We start from the raw sequence: 15242 nt of genomic DNA, 5'->3' as shown, positions 1-15242 counted from the left end.
TGCGGAAGTAGGGTGGTAACGCGAGCATGCTCGTCCCTATCCATAGGGGCGGGCTTTTTATTTTGTCTAAAAAAAAGCACCTGGCCAGGGCATTCAAGAAAACAAACGTTAAAAGGAGAAAAAATCATGAAAAAAAGAGATACCTTATTTGTTGGATTAATGTTATTTTCAATGTTCTTTGGAGCCGGCAACTTAATTTTCCCGCCGTTTTTAGGAATGGGCGCAGGGACTTCCTTCTGGCCGGCCATTATTGGATTTATCGTCACAGCCGTTGGCTTGCCGCTGCTAGTGTTAACGGCCATTTCCCTTGTAAAGGATGGTGTTAATACGCTGGGCAGCCGTGTTCACCCATGGTTTGGAACAGTCTTCACCATCATTGTCTATTTATCGATTGGACCTTTCTTCGGAATCCCAAGAAACGCTAACGTGGCTTTTGAAATGGGCTTAAAGCCATTCTTAGGGAATGTATCTGTCAGCAATTCAATGCTGCTACTGGGTTTTACAACCGTGTTTTTCTTACTAGTTTATTTATTAAGTCTTAATCCATCCAAAGTAGTAGATTACATGGGACGATTCATTACTCCAACTTTATTATTATCGATTGTCGTTCTCTGTGCTGCCGGATTCTTAAAACTCGGAAAACCACTTCAAGCACCTACAGAAAACTATCAAACTGCTTCTTTATTTAAAGGATTTATCGATGGCTATTCTACCATGGATGCTTTAGCTGCATTAGCGTTTGGGATTGTTATTTTAACGACTCTTAAGCAAAAAGGAATTACGGATAAAAAGCAACTGACTTCCTTCACCGTAAAAACCGGCTTGGTTGCTGGGGCCGCACTTGCCCTTGTCTATGTGGCGATTGGTCTTCTTGGCGCCAAAATGGCCGGTTACGGAACGTTTGATAACGGCACAGCGTTATTGTCATCTGCAGCTACACTCATACTCGGCAACGCTGGAAAAGTACTACTTGGTGTAATCTTTACTCTCGCCTGTTTTACGACTTGTGTTGGTTTAACAATTGCTTGCGGAGAATATTTTTCGGAAATTTTTCCTCAGGCAAGCTACCGTGTAGTTGTAACACTTGTCACTGTTGTCAGCTTTTTAATCGCCAACCTTGGTTTGAATCAAATCATCACCATTTCGGTTCCATTCCTTGTCATGGCCTATCCATTAACCATTGTCCTTATCACACTTGCTTTCCTTCATCGTTTTTTTGGCGGTGCACAGAAGGTTTATGCTGGAGCGATGCTCTTGACAGGGCTAGTTAGTTTGTATGATGGCTTAAAGATGTTCGGATTAAAATGGAGTGTACTGGAGTCTGTGATGAGTCATTTACCATTAGCCTCCGTGGGACTTGGATGGGTCGTTCCTGCAATTGTGGGCGGATTGATCGGATTCATTTTTGAAAAACTAATGGGACCTTCTTACAGCAAGGAAAATCAAATGGAAAAAGCCTCTTAAAAAAACAGCCAGCGGAGCATCCTCCGCTGGCCATTTTTATTTTTCCGTACCAAAGATTATATTATTTTGTTTACGGGCTTCTTCAGTGATTCGGACCACGATTTTACTCCAATTTTTCAAACGTTCATGTTCCTCATGATTTTGAGATTGAATGATATCGGCAAAATCCCGGCACTCATAAACCATATCCAGTTCTTCTTGCTCTTGACTGAAAATTTGACTTTCTTTTGTATGGCTGTCCAGCCATTTAATTTCAGAAATTGGCGCTGGATCTTGAAGGAGGAAGGTTCCTTTTTCCCCATGAATTTCACAAGGTAATTCGGAATGGGATACTTTTGAACAAAGGATCGTACAAACAAAGCCATCGTACTCTAATACCAATGTTCCGCTGCCATCTACCCCAGTTCTCAATAATACCGGATGATAGGTGACCTTCGTTGGCTCTCCGAACAAGCCAACTACTAAAAACAATGGGTACACACCTAAATCAACCAGTGCACCGCCTGAATATTTGGATGTGAAAATATTCGGCTCTTCCCCATTTAAAAATAAATCATACCGGGATGAATATTGAATATAGGACAGCATCGCACTTCTTAATGTTCCTGCCATCGGGAGCTTATCCCTTAAAATCTTAAAATTTGGAGCATGAATATTGCGAATCGCTTCAAATAGAAAAACGCCGTTCTCTTCTGCTGTTTGATAGGCTTTTTCCATTTCAGCAGCGTTGGAAAACATCGGTTTTTCACAAATAACATGTTTTTTATTTTTCAAAAAAAATAGGGCATGTTCAAAATGCACAGAATTTGGGGACGCGATATAGATGACGTCAATTTCTGGGTGCTTGGCCAATTCTTTCAGATCGGTAAAATAGTGTTCTGCTTGATATTTATCGGCTAACTTTTTTGCTTTATCTTCCGAGCGGGAATAGGCCCCGGTAAATTGGAATTGTTTGCTATGTATGGCTGATTCAATAAATTTTTCGGTAATCCAACTGGTTCCAACTGTTGCGAACGTAAGCATATAGATCTCCTCCTAATACACTCTTTCAAGTTTCTATTGTATCCAATGTTGGCAGCTTTGTAAAAAAACGTGGCAGACCCTGTTTTTCGGATGAATTGTTGGGAACAATGGAAAAATATCAGTATTTATGTTATGAATAGATAGTAGATAAGATGAAAGAGGTTGAAAAGGGTGGAAAATCAAACATCTAATTTTATAAAAGATATTATGATTAAAGACTTAGAAACAGGAAAGCACAAAACCATAGCGACCCGTTTTCCTCCTGAGCCTAATGGTTACTTACATATCGGGCATGCCAAATCCATTATTTTGAATTTCAGCTTAGCGGATGATTTTAGTGGGATCACTAACCTCCGTTTCGATGATACAAATCCAGCAAAAGAGGATATCGAGTACGTAAATTCGATTAAAGAGGATGTAAAATGGCTCGGCTATGAATGGGAAAACTTATTCTTTGCCTCTGATTATTTTGAGGAAATGTACAAACGGGCGGTTTTGTTAATTAAAAAGGGACTTGCTTATGTGGATGATTTAAGTGCTGATGAGATCCGCGAATATCGCGGCACCTTAACTGAGCCCGGTAAAGAAAGCCCTTATCGCGGTCGTTCTATTGAAGAAAATCTGGATTTATTTGAGCGGATGCGCAATGGAGAGTTTGGTAACGGTGAAAAAGTGCTTCGCGCCAAGATTGACATGACTTCACCTAATATTAATTTACGTGACCCGGTCATCTACCGAATCGCTCATGTATCACACCATAACACAGGGGATAAATGGTGTATCTATCCAATGTACGCCTTTGCACACCCGATTGAGGATGCGATTGAAGGCATTACTCATTCCATTTGTACGATTGAATTTGAGGATCAACGACCGTTTTATAATTGGATTGTGGAACAATGTGAAATGGAAAAGCAGCCACAGCAGATTGAATTTGGCCGCTTAAATTTAACAAATACCGTTACAAGCAAACGGAAATTAAAGCAATTGGTCGATGAAGGCTTTGTCGATGGCTGGGATGATCCGCGGATGCCGACGGTTTCTGGAATGCGCCGCAGAGGTTTCACACCTGAATCCATTCGCAACTTCGTTCACGAAACGGCTGTTTCCAAAAATAATTCTACGGTTGAATTCGAAATGCTTGAGCACTTTGTCCGCGAAGACTTAAAGTTAAAAGCACCACGCACCATGGGTGTCATTAATCCTTTAAAAGTAGTCATCACCAATTATCCGGAAGGACAAATTGAATTGCTTGATGCGGAAATCAATCCTGAAAACCCAGAAATGGGCATGCGCAAAATTCCTTTCTCCCGCGAAATTTATATCGAGCAGGATGACTTTATGGAAAATCCGCCGAAAAAATATTTCCGTCTCTTCCCTGGAAATGAAGTGCGTTTGAAGCATGCTTATTTTATCAAGTGCGAAGAAATCGTGAAGGATCCAGAGGGAAATGTCGTTGAACTGCGCTGCACCTATGATCCTGAAACGAAAAGTGGCACCGGTTTTACTGGTCGTAAGGTAAAAGGAACCATTCATTGGGTGGAAGCGACTCATGCCGTTCCAGCAGAGTTTCGACTTTATGAGCCTTTGATTTTGGATGAAACAGAAGAAGAGGGCGATGACAGCAAAACGTTCCTTGATAAGGTCAATCCAAATTCACTGGAAATCATCCAAGGATTCGTTGAGCCAAATATGAAAGAAAGCATGCCACATGATAAGTTCCAATTCTTTAGACATGGTTACTTCAACGTAGACCCGAAAATTACTACTGTCGAAAAGCTTGTGTTTAATCGAATTGTTTCTTTGAAGAGTTCTTTTAAGCTGTAGGATATGATGGTATTGAGCGACTAGGTTCCCTGAGTTAATTTGGGGCCTGGTCGCTTTTTTAATTGGGGTTTGGGCTTTCAATCGAGCAAATTGCGACTGTGCTGCTGCGATATTCTCTGGTTCGGGGCTTATTGGCGACTGCGATATTGGGGTTTTTGTTGGTTCGGGCTCCAAGGGTGCTTATTGGCGACTTCGATGTTGGGATTTTTGTTGATTGTGCCTCCAAGAGGGCTTATTGGCGACTATATCTCTAACTTTCCTATTGTAAAGGCGTTAAGTCTTTTCATAACGACCCCGACTAGCATTTTTTCTATCTACACTGGATTTATCAAGCCCCCATAACGACCCCAGCCCCCTTTTTGCATCTGCACAGGATTTATGAAGCCAAATAAAAAGAACCAAGCCATTTTGAGCATGGTTCTATTCTTTAAGATTTCACTTTAAACGGAACTTCAAGAATAATTTTTGTACCTTTTCCCGGTGCGGTATTAATGGTTAACTCGCCGCCTACTGATCTAGCTCGTTCATCCATACTAAATAGGCCGACGCCCGGGGTGTAGCTTTGCGACTCAAAGCCTTTCCCTTTATCTTCAATCATAACCCTGACGATATCGTCAATTTCTCTGACCGTTACTGAGGCTTCTCTCACTCCTGCATATTTGCGGATATTGGTCAAGGCCTCTTGGATAATTCGGTAAATGGTAAGTTCGATACTGATATTAAGACGCTTATTTAAGACACAGTCAAAATACACATCAATATCATAATGATCTGAGAACCTCGATAGGTATGAGCGAATCGCTGGAACCAGCCCGAGATCATCCAGAACAGATGGCCTCAGTTCCCATGAAATTTCCCGAATTTCTTCAATCAATTGAGCGGCCTCGTCTTGCATCTGCTGTAGCAGCGGGTGGTCCATTTCCGAAAGTAACCGATTTATCGTAATCAAGTGACTATAAAGATTTTGGCCGATTCCATCATGGAGGTTGCGTGACAGCCGTTTTCTTTCTTCCTCCTGGACGTCGATAATCCGTGTCATCATTTTTTGCAATTCATGTTCAATGCGCTTTCTTTTCGTTATTTCATAGCGAATGGCAACATATTGATAAGGCTTTCCTACTTCATTTAGAAAGGGGACTATCGTGGTATTTACCCAATAATAGGTACCGTCCTTGGCACGATTGTAGATTTCACCCTTCCAAACCCGGCCGGATCCAATTGTTCTCCACATTTCTTTAAAGAATGAAGGAGAATGGTGCCCGGAATTAACGATCCTATGATCCTGACCCAATAGTTCTTCGCGTGAATATTTAGAAATCTGACAAAATTGATCGTTCACGTATGTAATGATGCCATGGGCATCGGTAATAGCAACAATGGATGATTGGTCCAGGGCATATTTGTAATCAATCAGCTCATTTTTCATCTGCTGAAAATCCATCTTTTTCCCTCGCATCACAAAAAATATCCTTTTAATAACTGTTCCAATGTGTTGGCCGATTCCATGACCCGGTCCTGACTTTCTTCAGTAAAAGAACCGGTGCTTCTGTTTCCAATAAGAAGTACCCCTTTAGGGACGCCATTAAAAAATAAAGGAACCGCGTAGGTGGAGACAAGTTTTTCTGCAAGCATGATGGGATAATCGGTGACCTTACCCAAAATACCGTTTGGGAAGTCTGTTAACATCATGTTTCCACCACTCGAAATAATTTTTCCAGCAATTCCTTTCCCGAAGCGAACTGTAATTCGTTGATATTTATCATTTAAATTTCCGGAGGCATAATGCCATCTGACATCAGGGCCATTTTCATCTTGAAAAGCCAGGCCGACAAAATCACATTGAATTACTTTTCTTAATGTGTCACAAACCTGTTTTACCTCCTGTAATTCCATTAACTCAGACATACCTGTTGCTCCTTAAATACCATAACCTAGCAACCCCTTTTTCACCGCATATTCCACTAGTTCAGGCCGGGTTTTTAGTTGCAATTTTTCCATCACTTTGCTTTTGTGCGTTTCTACCGTTTTCACAGAGATTACCAACTGCTCAGCGATTTCTTTGTTAGAATAACCTTTTGCCACTAGTGTTAACACTTCTTGTTCTCGTTCTGATAATAGGTGAAAGGAATCATTTCCATCATGTTTAACTCCGGCTAAGTACTCCTCCATTAAGCGCTTTTGTGCGGAGGGATGTAGATAGGCATTTCCGTGGGCAACTGATTCGATGGCGGCCATGAGTTCAGCATGAGGGGCACTTTTTAAAATACAGCCTGACGCTCCACCCTGGATGGCTCTGAACAGGTACTCCTCGTCATCATGCATGGTTAAAATCAAAATATTCACTTCGGGCATTGCCTTTTTCAATTCAGTGGTGGCTGTAAGCCCATCCTTGCCATGGGGCATGCTTAGGTCCATTACTACGACATGGGGCTTTAGCTTTAATGCCTTTTTTATTCCTTCATCTCCTTCAGAGGCTTCTCCGACAACCTCCATTTCGGGGTTGGTGTTTAACAGCATTTTCAACCCGCTTCTTACAACAGCATGATCATCAACTAACAGGATTTTTATCACTCTTAGCTCTCCTTTCCCCTAGATAAGTGGAAGAGATAATTCTATAGATGTACCTTCTCCTATTTTAGATGAAATCACACATTGCCCGCCAGTCAGAAGCATCCTTTCCTCCATGGCCGCAAGTCCTGATGAATGATGATAATCTTCCAGTTGAAATCCTTTTCCGAAATCGCAAATGGAGATTTTCAATTCTGCTTCCGTCCAATAAAATCGGATTTTAACATTTGATGTATCCGCATATTTGGCTATATTGGCAAGCGCCTCTTGGCAGACACGAAACACCGCGATACTGTTTCGCTCAGGAATCGCTTTTTCCTCCCCTAGTGTTTCTAGATCAACCAAGATTCCAAATGTTGAAGTATATAGCTTAATATAACTTTTCATGGCAGGAAGCAATCCAAGGGTTGTTAACGAAGGAGGATGTAATTCTACAGAAAGCAGCCTAATTTCTTGAATCGTTTTTTCAATTAAGAGTTCCATCTCTCGTAGATAACCTTTTAAATGTGGTTCATTTGAGGCTGAACCGACAAACTGTAACCCTGTTAAAATACTGTAAAGATTTTGCCCGACACCCTCATGCAGTTCTAAGGCAATCCTTTTAATCTCCATCTCTTGGGAATCAATAATATATGAGCTAATCTGCTGCTTTGGCATGGTATGATCCACAATCCTCCCTCCTTTAGGTAAGTAAAAAAAGGCAGGTTCCTAAAAACCTAGACCTTCTTTATGACATATGTTAAGCCGCTTTCTTTATCCGACGCTGCCCATTTTTCGACTGTTTCTGTTACTTCGCTAACCAAGGGAACAGCAAGAAAATAGATATCATCGAAATAAAAACGCACATGGGTTTGATCTGGACAAAGCTGTACTTTTTTAATGGTTTTTTGAATGGTTGGGGCCTGATCGCCGCCATCTAGATCGAGAATGGAAAGTTCTACTGACTCCCCTGCAAACCGCTTTACATCCTCGAGATTAATGTGTCCCACAGCTATTACATCCTTTCTTTACCGGGTAGACGAATAGCTTATACCCCTGAAGATATTCCCAAAATTTCTCGCCTGCATGTTCCTCTATAAAGTGGATGGTTTCCTCTTCTGATGCCCAGTTGCTCATCCCTTTAATTTCAGCAATGACCATTTCGGCACCATCAAGGTTTTTTTCTTCAAGGTACCAGTTTAAACGCTTTTTTGCAAATGTTTCTTNNCTGCAAATCCGCCGGTTTGAGGGCGGACAAAGCAGAAATCAATGAAAGTTTCACTAGTCATTGACATTCACACCTTTTTTATAAATCAGGAATGCAATTGGGAATAACACAACATTTACAGCCGCTCCAATTAGGGTATTCAGGTAATGTTCATAAAAATATTGATGAACCATGTATTGAGTGAAAATAATATTTAGCATTAACACGACCAGCAATAAGCCTACACTTATATAACTACGCTTCATATCTTTTCACCCCCAAAGCATAAACAGATCCGTTTTCCACTTTCACATGGATTTCAGGAAGCGGACGTCTTGGTGGTCCGGCAATGGGTTCTCCTGTCTTCACATCAAATTTCCCGTGATGGCAAGGACAAAGCATTTCCTCTTTTTCTTTTTCCCAGAAAACAGGGCAGCGTAAGTGAGTACATGCATTTTGGTACGCGACATATTTATGTTCTGATAGTCTGATTAAAATCGCGCTGTCATGCTCACTAGGAAAAGCAAAATCAACCGCATCGCCTATTGCGATTTTACTAACATCCACAATTTTGTGTTTAGGATATTTTTTATCACTTAGCCCGTTTAGTTCCTTCGCTGCCAGTACTCCCCAAGGAAGGGAAGAAACAGCGAAGACCCCGGCTGCACCGACTAATGTTTTCATGAATCCGCGGCGGTCCAGCTTTCTTTCGTTGTTGCGGTTAATATTATGTGTATAGTTATCTTCATTGTACGGGATTTTATTATTTTTATCCGACATGGTTAATCCCCCTAAAACAATTTCGTAACGCCCTGTAAAATACCAGGAAGGTTCACTCTTACATTTGTTTCGCCTTCTAAGTAAGGCATGCTTGTTACCCATTTACCATTATCTAAGTTAAACTGTTTTTGCTTCGCTTCGATTTCTTCATCTGTCAGCCATTGAAGGGTATTAGATGGACATACACTCGCACACATTGGCGGAATTCCATCTTTTGAGCGGTCGATACAAAGATCACACTTGTACATTAAATTTTGCTCCGTATCAAATTTCGGTATACCATACGGACATGCAATTGTACAGTTTTGGCAGCCGATGCACTTTTCAACAAGTGCCGAGAGAACGGCACCTGTTTCGTGAATTTGGATAGCCTGAGCCGGGCAGCTTCTTGCACATGCCGGATTCACACAGTGAAGGCACATCAGAGGCATGGTTTGACGGTTCACTAACGGATTCACATCGTAAACATAGTTACGGTTTCTCTGCTCATGACCACCGCACTGTGTACAAGCTGCTAAACAGGAGCGGCACCCTATACAGTTTTCAAGCTCTAAATATAGCCTCTTTTTCATTTACTGCACCTTCTTCATTTCAAGTTTTTCAATCTGTGCTGCACATGCTTTGAACTCCGGCATCCGTGACATAGGATCAAGTGCGGCAATGGTTAATAGATTAATAGATTTATCGTGACCGAAATGGTATGGAACAAATACGGTATCTTTACGAATTGCTTCAGTAATCTTTACTTTATAAGTTGCTTCTCCACGGCGGGTATATAAACGAACATATTCTTCATGATCGATTTGGTATTTTGCTGCTGTTTCCGGATGCACTTCAACAAATGGCTCTGGACACATATCACGTAAGAACTGGATCCGGCGAGTTTGGTTCCCAGATAGATAGTGGAACACCACACGGCCTGTTGTTAAACGTAATGGATACTCTTGATCTGGCTCTTCTGCAGGCGGACGGTATGGTAATGCACAAATTTTTGCTTTTCCATCCGGATGATAGAATTTATTATCTAAGAACATATGAGGTGTTCCCGGATCATTTTCATCTTTACATGGCCAGAATACGCCATCTTGCTCATCAATCTTATCCCAAGTGGCACCATAGTAATCGGCATAGCCGCCTTTTGATGCTAAACGGAATTCATCCGCCACATCTTTGGCTGTTTTAAGGTGAGAGAAATATTTGCCTCTGCCCAATTTTTCAGCAAGTTCAACTTGAATTTGCCAGTCCGGCTTTGATTCTCCAAGTGGTTCTTGAGCTTTATTAATTTTGATAATACGCCCTTCAAGGTTGGTAACGGTCCCTTCGTCTTCTGACCAGGTTACTGCTGGAAGTACTACATCCGCAAATTCTGCTGATTCTGACAGGTAGAAGTCGGCGCAAACCATGAAATCCAATCCTTTGAACGCTTTGCGGACAAAGTTTTGATTTGGTGCAGAAACTGCTGGGTTTGAGCAAAGTAAATACAGTCCACGAATGACCTTTTGCTCCATTAATTCAATCATTTCATAGGCAGAAACACCAGGCTTCGGCATTTCTTCCGGAGTAATTCCCCATACCTGACAAACTTCTTCCACATGCTTCGGATTGGTCAGTTTACGGTATCCAGGAAGTAAGTCTGATTTTTGACCATGTTCACGGCCGCCTTGACCGTTCCCTTGACCGGTAAATGTGGCAACACCTGATTTGGGACGGCCAATTTTTCCCGTTACTAACGCCATATTGGAATAGGCTGAAACGTTGTCTACGCCTTTATGCTGCTGTTCTATTCCACGAGCAAACATGACTACTGCATTTGGAGCTTTACCATATATTTCAGCAGCTCGAATGATTTTTTCTGGCGCAACGCCAGTGATTTCACTTGTATATTCTGGAGTGAATTCTTTCACTAATTCCTTCGTTTCTTCAAAACCATTCGTATGGTTGTTAACAAACTCTTCATCCACATAGCCGTTTTGAATTAACAGGTTCAGAATTCCATTTGCCAGTGCCAAGTCTGTTCCCGGACGTAAATCTAAATGAACATCCGCTCTTCTGGCAATCGGTGTTTCACGCGGATCGGCTACAATTAAATATCCGCCTCTTTCCTGTACGTGCCATACTCGGAACATGGAGGTTGGATGGCATTCTGCCGTATTGCTTCCAGCAATGAATAAACAATCTGTTTCATGGATATCAGTCCAAGGCAAAGTTGAGCCACGGTCAACACCGAAAGATCGAAGGAAACCGCCGGCCGCACTCGACATACAGAAACGTCCGTTATAGTCGATATAACGTGTTTGCATGGCTACACGAGCAAACTTCCCTGTTAAATAGCATTTTTCATTTGTCATGGAAACACCGCTGAATACTGACAAAGTATCCTTACCATATTCAGTCTGAAGTTCTTTAAATCTTCTTGCGATTAAATCATAAGCTTCTTCCCATGTTGCCTCACGGAATCCTTCTTGTGTTCCTTTTAATGAAGCATCATCACGAATAAGCGGTTTTAAAATACGGTCCGGATGGTTCGTTTGCTGGTAAGCAGTTACTCCTTTAGGACACATTTTTCCAACTGTTACCGGCCAATCATAACGAGGTTCGACCCCAATGATTTTATTTGTTTTTGTATTGACACGTAAATTCATCCCGCACTGCATGCCGCAATAACTGCAGTGTGTTTTGATCAATGTTTCATTTGGATGACGTACATTTTCGATCTCTTTGAAAAATTTATCTCTAACAGGTTTCACATTAACCTCTTGCATTCTGATTTGCCTCCTTGACCTTCACTTGGTGAGTAGGGATCCCTGAGAATCTGGAAATACGATATTTTCTTCGGCACGGCAGGCACAATTCTGCTAAATTGAAGCCATCTTGCATGTCAAAGTTCATATCGTTAACGCCCAATACCTCTCTCACGTCATTGGATTGTTCCACCGAAACGAATTTGTCCCCGCATACTTTACATTCTTTCATATGTTGTTCTCCATAATGTTCACGATAGTTTCTTGCAAATACACTCATTGGACGGAATGGAATATGGGCTAGCTTACCAAATGGCATATAGATTAACGTTACAATGACTGAAAACTGATGGATCAGAGACATTTGTGGCTGCATCCAGCCATGAAGAAATATGTTTTGAACCGTCAGCAACAGACCTGTTACTGAGATTAACAATAATAGATAAAGCGGTAGAAAATCATAGATAAACTTTTGTTCCGCTCTTGCCTGCATATTTTTTAAACGGCGGCTTAGCGCCATGCAAACCCCGGAAATGACCATAATGGCTGAAATGTTCAGAGCATTATAGGAAAACCAAGCGATAATCCCATCGGCTTTAATTCTAACTAAGTCCATTCCCATAACAACGACAGTATAGTAACCATTACCATCCATCGTGAAATACATCCAGCTAAATACAAGTGGAAAAGTAACTAGAAGGGCAAGAACACAGCCCCAACCAATGAGAATATGCTGAACCCAGCGATATATTCCCCGATTGCGTATAAAATCGTAAATTCCAAGGTGGCTGACAGCCGTTTTCGCCGTGTTTTTTCTAAAAAGAAGCTTCAAACCTTTTTTAATAATAATTTTGGTTGGCGGTCTTTCCCCCCAAGCGATAAAGCGATAGAAAGATCCTCCGATAAAAGTAATCGTTCCGACCATATAACCGTAAAGATTCAAGTCAATATGTGTAAACATTCTTGTGCCCATAAAAACTAAAATGGCAATCCCTGTGATGGTTAAAAACATTGATTTAGCGAAATGAGATGCGAACGCATCATTGATCGAGCGTTCCTGCTTTTTATGCGTTGAAATTGTTGAAGACTGCATTTCAAGATCCTCCTCCAAAAAAATAACACTTCCGTTTTCTTACTCTTATTGTAAGAAAAACAGAAGTGTTATCTATATAGGGGAACTCCCTCATCCTCGGGGGAAAAAACCCTTAAAAATTGATTTTTCGACATAGTTTTGTCACAAATAATCTTATGCAGATCCCCGATCATATTTTTTTTTCCAGGAATACAGAAGAAGTCCCACACCAATTAAGAGTTGCAATAAGAAAAAGGCTGAATCCCAGAACGATAGAGAGGCCGGTCCATCCAAAAAACCAGGGAGAGACTTTTTCAGAGCAAACCATAATTGGGGGATATAATAAAATACAAATAGGCTAATAGATAAAACCACACCTAGGAAATAAAAAATGGAATACAAAAAAACGGTCTTCTTTTCTTCTTCAAAAATAACTTCATTTTTCGAAGAGGCTTGTGAAAACGGAAGCCACTTTCTAATCATCTGCTGTGCATTTTCCATCAGGTTGTAGCATCCGGATATATTTTCGAACACATAATATAAGTCGGTCTTCATATAAACTCCAAGTTGATATACCATCCTGATAAAGATAGTTAATACCACAACATTCATGATACTTAGAAAAATCCCTGAGCCCTTATCAAAAACAAGCTGACAGCTTAATGCAATAAAAAGGATGACAGTATCAAAACAAAGACCTGCTAAATACAAAACATTTCGATCCTTTGAAGGAATCCTCCATACCGACGACATGTCAGTTTCAAACACAACTATAAATAAACGGTGGCCAATTTCTAGCTTCGTCGGTAGATCATGTGACCTTAACGCTAAAACATGACCGTATTCATGAATTAACACCAGACAAAACGATAATAACAGCCATGCCGGGATATTCAATGCCATAAGGTTAAAAATAAATAAATCCTTGTATTGTGGAAATAAAGAGGGCTTCCAAATGAAAAAAAACACATTAATAAGAAATAATGCCCCATAAACAAAATAGGCTACCTTATTAAAAAAGAACTTCCCAAACTTCGGTGAAATCCACTTAAACCCTAAGCTTTCTTTTTTTATTTCTTGTCTTTCCACTTTAATACCGTCAATTTCAGCAATTAACTGTAACTCGAGAAGCTGATTAGCAAAATCGACGAGGTCAACTTCTTCTTCAGGAAATTTCTCCTTGAGGACTCGTTCAATGTCCCCCAATTGAAAACCATCATTAATTAAATGAATCGCATCTATACAGATCTCTGGCATTTCGTAAAATTCACCGGAAGATTTGTCTTCAACTATGAAGTTTTTTTTATCTTTTCGAATCTCTGTTAGTACCAGAGTTAGTCGAGAATTCACCGAAATATCCATTTATACACCATACCTAACAACAATTATTCAAAAATTAAAGAAGGATGCTTAGCTTTTACCAGCATCCTTCTCTAATTCTTACCACCAAAAACAAATCCAACAAGAGCCAGTTCCAGTAGCCTTCACTTTTTTTAGTTTACGTATTTTCAACGCAATCACCTCCTTAAATTAATATAATCATTTATCTATTTTGGTTTTTTCAATTACTTCTTTTATAGAGCTTTCATGTATCTTTTTCCATTTTGGATATACTTGAACAAATATATCTACTAATATAGGATCAAACTGAGTACCTTTACCCTCTAGTATCCTTTTATATGCCTCTTCAACTTTTAAGGCATTTCGATAGGATCTATTTGATGTCATAGCATCAAATGCATCTGCAATTGCTGCAACCCGAGCAAGGAATGGTATTTCCTCCCCTTTCAATTGATCCGGATAGCCTTTTCCATCCCATCGCTCATGGTGAGATTGTATTACCTCAATACTACTATTTAATCCAACCACTTTTGAAACAGCATCTGCTCCTACGTATGTATGAGATTTTATGATTTCATATTCTTCAGATGTCAGTTTTGTTGGCTTCATTAATATTTGATCAGGAATATTAATCTTTCCTATATCATGAAGTAAACAAGCAAAATTGAAATTTTTCAACTCATCTAAGCTAAATTTACCACATTGTTTTGCTAGCTCTATTGCATAGCTTGCTACTCTTTCACTATGACCTCTTGTATATGGGTCCTTTAGCTCAAGTGTAGCAATGACACCTTTTACAATTCCTGTAAGTTGTTGATCATATGATATTTTTATAGCATTTACATATGATTCGAAACGGAACAGGAGAATGAATGAAAACAATGAAAGAACTAGTACTAACGCAATTCCTAATAAAGCTATTGGAGCTTTAATTATTAATACTGCTAGGGTATACTTTAATACTAAACCAATTGAAACAACTATAACAAAAGGTTTGCTAACAAATATTGGAGATAGGAGTAACCAATAAATTTCAACTGCATTTCCACCCTTATATAACTCAGGATTATTCGAAAAAGAAATTATTTCATTAATAAATGTTAAGAATATGTAACTAATAAAATAAATATATTTTACACGATGAGTTAATTTTTTTTTAACAAGATACTGAGCCACTGGTATTAGCGCAAACATAAAAAGGTAAATTATTAAGAGAAATTTATTAGGTGTATTATCATTT

The 15242-nt window shown here is 40.0% G+C and carries 16 protein-coding genes; 2 read left to right on the top strand and 14 right to left on the bottom strand.

Annotation, left to right across the window (positions count from 1 at the left end; all coding sequences use genetic code 11):
* Positions 1–126: 126 nt before the first annotated feature.
* Complete coding sequence (brnQ, locus tag V7083_RS07500) at positions 127–1464, top strand: branched-chain amino acid transport system II carrier protein (protein WP_335476760.1); 1338 nt, start codon at positions 127–129, stop codon at positions 1462–1464.
* Between the two features lie 36 nt (positions 1465–1500).
* Here brnQ and V7083_RS07495 read toward each other — a convergent pair whose 3' ends face one another.
* Positions 1501–2487, bottom strand: a complete 987-nt coding sequence (locus V7083_RS07495) for a Gfo/Idh/MocA family protein (RefSeq protein WP_335476759.1) — start codon at positions 2485–2487, stop codon at positions 1501–1503.
* A gap of 171 nt (positions 2488–2658) precedes the next feature.
* On the opposite strand from V7083_RS07495, the gene V7083_RS07490 reads away from it, so the two are divergent.
* Positions 2659–4314: a glutamine--tRNA ligase/YqeY domain fusion protein gene (locus V7083_RS07490; RefSeq protein WP_335476758.1), complete on the top strand. Its 1656-nt coding sequence runs from the start codon at positions 2659–2661 to the stop codon at positions 4312–4314.
* Between the two features lie 427 nt (positions 4315–4741).
* Here the strand turns inward: V7083_RS07490 and V7083_RS07485 are convergent, their stop codons facing one another.
* The 13 genes from V7083_RS07485 to V7083_RS07425 all read right to left on the bottom strand — a co-directional run.
* A complete protein-coding gene (locus V7083_RS07485) occupies positions 4742–5755 on the bottom strand; it encodes a PAS domain-containing sensor histidine kinase (protein ID WP_335476757.1) in 1014 nt (337 codons plus the stop codon).
* Between the two features lie 14 nt (positions 5756–5769).
* On the bottom strand, positions 5770–6219 hold the full coding sequence (locus V7083_RS07480) for a GAF domain-containing protein (protein ID WP_335476756.1): 450 nt from the start codon (positions 6217–6219) through the stop codon (positions 5770–5772).
* A gap of 12 nt (positions 6220–6231) precedes the next feature.
* Entirely contained in the window at positions 6232–6885 is a 654-nt protein-coding gene (locus tag V7083_RS07475) for a response regulator transcription factor (RefSeq protein ID WP_335476755.1), read from the bottom strand.
* An 18-nt stretch (positions 6886–6903) separates the two neighbouring features.
* Positions 6904–7551 carry a sensor histidine kinase gene (locus tag V7083_RS07470; RefSeq protein ID WP_335476754.1) on the bottom strand — a complete coding sequence of 216 codons (648 nt, stop codon included), beginning with the start codon at positions 7549–7551 and terminating at the stop codon, positions 6904–6906.
* 47 nt (positions 7552–7598) lie between these two features.
* The gene (locus V7083_RS07465) at positions 7599–7871 is read right to left on the bottom strand and encodes a hypothetical protein (protein ID WP_335476753.1); all 273 of its coding nucleotides are present in this window, start codon (positions 7869–7871) and stop codon (positions 7599–7601) included.
* The gene (locus V7083_RS07460; protein WP_335476752.1) at positions 7858–8022 is read right to left on the bottom strand and encodes a hypothetical protein; all 165 of its coding nucleotides are present in this window, start codon (positions 8020–8022) and stop codon (positions 7858–7860) included. Before V7083_RS07460 ends, V7083_RS07465 begins: the two co-directional genes overlap by 14 nt.
* Positions 8023–8142: 120 nt before the next feature.
* Entirely contained in the window at positions 8143–8334 is a 192-nt protein-coding gene (locus tag V7083_RS07455) for a hypothetical protein (RefSeq protein ID WP_335476751.1), read from the bottom strand.
* A complete protein-coding gene (locus tag V7083_RS07450) occupies positions 8324–8848 on the bottom strand; it encodes a Rieske (2Fe-2S) protein (protein ID WP_335476750.1) in 525 nt (174 codons plus the stop codon). Before V7083_RS07450 ends, V7083_RS07455 begins: the two co-directional genes overlap by 11 nt.
* Positions 8849–8859: 11 nt before the next feature.
* Positions 8860–9420 (bottom strand): 4Fe-4S dicluster domain-containing protein, encoded by a 561-nt coding sequence (locus tag V7083_RS07445; RefSeq protein ID WP_335476749.1) that lies wholly within the window; start codon positions 9418–9420, stop codon positions 8860–8862.
* Positions 9421–11610: a molybdopterin oxidoreductase family protein gene (locus tag V7083_RS07440; RefSeq protein WP_335476748.1), complete on the bottom strand. Its 2190-nt coding sequence runs from the start codon at positions 11608–11610 to the stop codon at positions 9421–9423.
* Entirely contained in the window at positions 11597–12682 is a 1086-nt protein-coding gene (locus V7083_RS07435; RefSeq protein ID WP_335476747.1) for a hypothetical protein, read from the bottom strand. The genes V7083_RS07440 and V7083_RS07435 overlap by 14 nt, the downstream gene beginning before the upstream one ends.
* 153 nt (positions 12683–12835) lie before the next feature.
* A complete protein-coding gene (locus V7083_RS07430) occupies positions 12836–14023 on the bottom strand; it encodes a hypothetical protein (protein WP_335476746.1) in 1188 nt (395 codons plus the stop codon).
* 177 nt (positions 14024–14200) lie between these two features.
* The coding region (locus V7083_RS07425; RefSeq protein WP_335476745.1) for an HD-GYP domain-containing protein at positions 14201–15242 on the bottom strand (1042 nt) is incomplete at its 5' end.

The sequence above is a fragment of the Bacillus sp. JJ1764 genome, assembly GCF_036962145.1.
Lineage (GTDB): Bacteria > Bacillota > Bacilli > Bacillales > Cytobacillaceae > Neobacillus.
This window is presented reverse-complemented; position numbering and strand designations above follow the sequence as displayed.

Coding starts and splice junctions, on each gene's coding strand:
- V7083_RS07460 (WP_335476752.1), bottom strand. CDS start 8,022: ATGGTCATTGCTGAAATTAAAGGGATGAGCAACTGGGCATCAGAAGAG.
- V7083_RS07450 (WP_335476750.1), bottom strand. CDS start 8,848: ATGTCGGATAAAAATAATAAAATCCCGTACAATGAAGATAACTATACA.
- V7083_RS07480 (WP_335476756.1), bottom strand. CDS start 6,219: ATGTCTGAGTTAATGGAATTACAGGAGGTAAAACAGGTTTGTGACACA.
- V7083_RS07430 (WP_335476746.1), bottom strand. CDS start 14,023: ATGGATATTTCGGTGAATTCTCGACTAACTCTGGTACTAACAGAGATT.
- V7083_RS07495 (WP_335476759.1), bottom strand. CDS start 2,487: ATGCTTACGTTCGCAACAGTTGGAACCAGTTGGATTACCGAAAAATTT.
- V7083_RS07485 (WP_335476757.1), bottom strand. CDS start 5,755: ATGGATTTTCAGCAGATGAAAAATGAGCTGATTGATTACAAATATGCC.
- V7083_RS07455 (WP_335476751.1), bottom strand. CDS start 8,334: ATGAAGCGTAGTTATATAAGTGTAGGCTTATTGCTGGTCGTGTTAATG.
- V7083_RS07445 (WP_335476749.1), bottom strand. CDS start 9,420: ATGAAAAAGAGGCTATATTTAGAGCTTGAAAACTGTATAGGGTGCCGC.
- brnQ (WP_335476760.1), top strand. CDS start 127: ATGAAAAAAAGAGATACCTTATTTGTTGGATTAATGTTATTTTCAATG.
- V7083_RS07435 (WP_335476747.1), bottom strand. CDS start 12,682: ATGCAGTCTTCAACAATTTCAACGCATAAAAAGCAGGAACGCTCGATC.
- V7083_RS07440 (WP_335476748.1), bottom strand. CDS start 11,610: ATGCAAGAGGTTAATGTGAAACCTGTTAGAGATAAATTTTTCAAAGAG.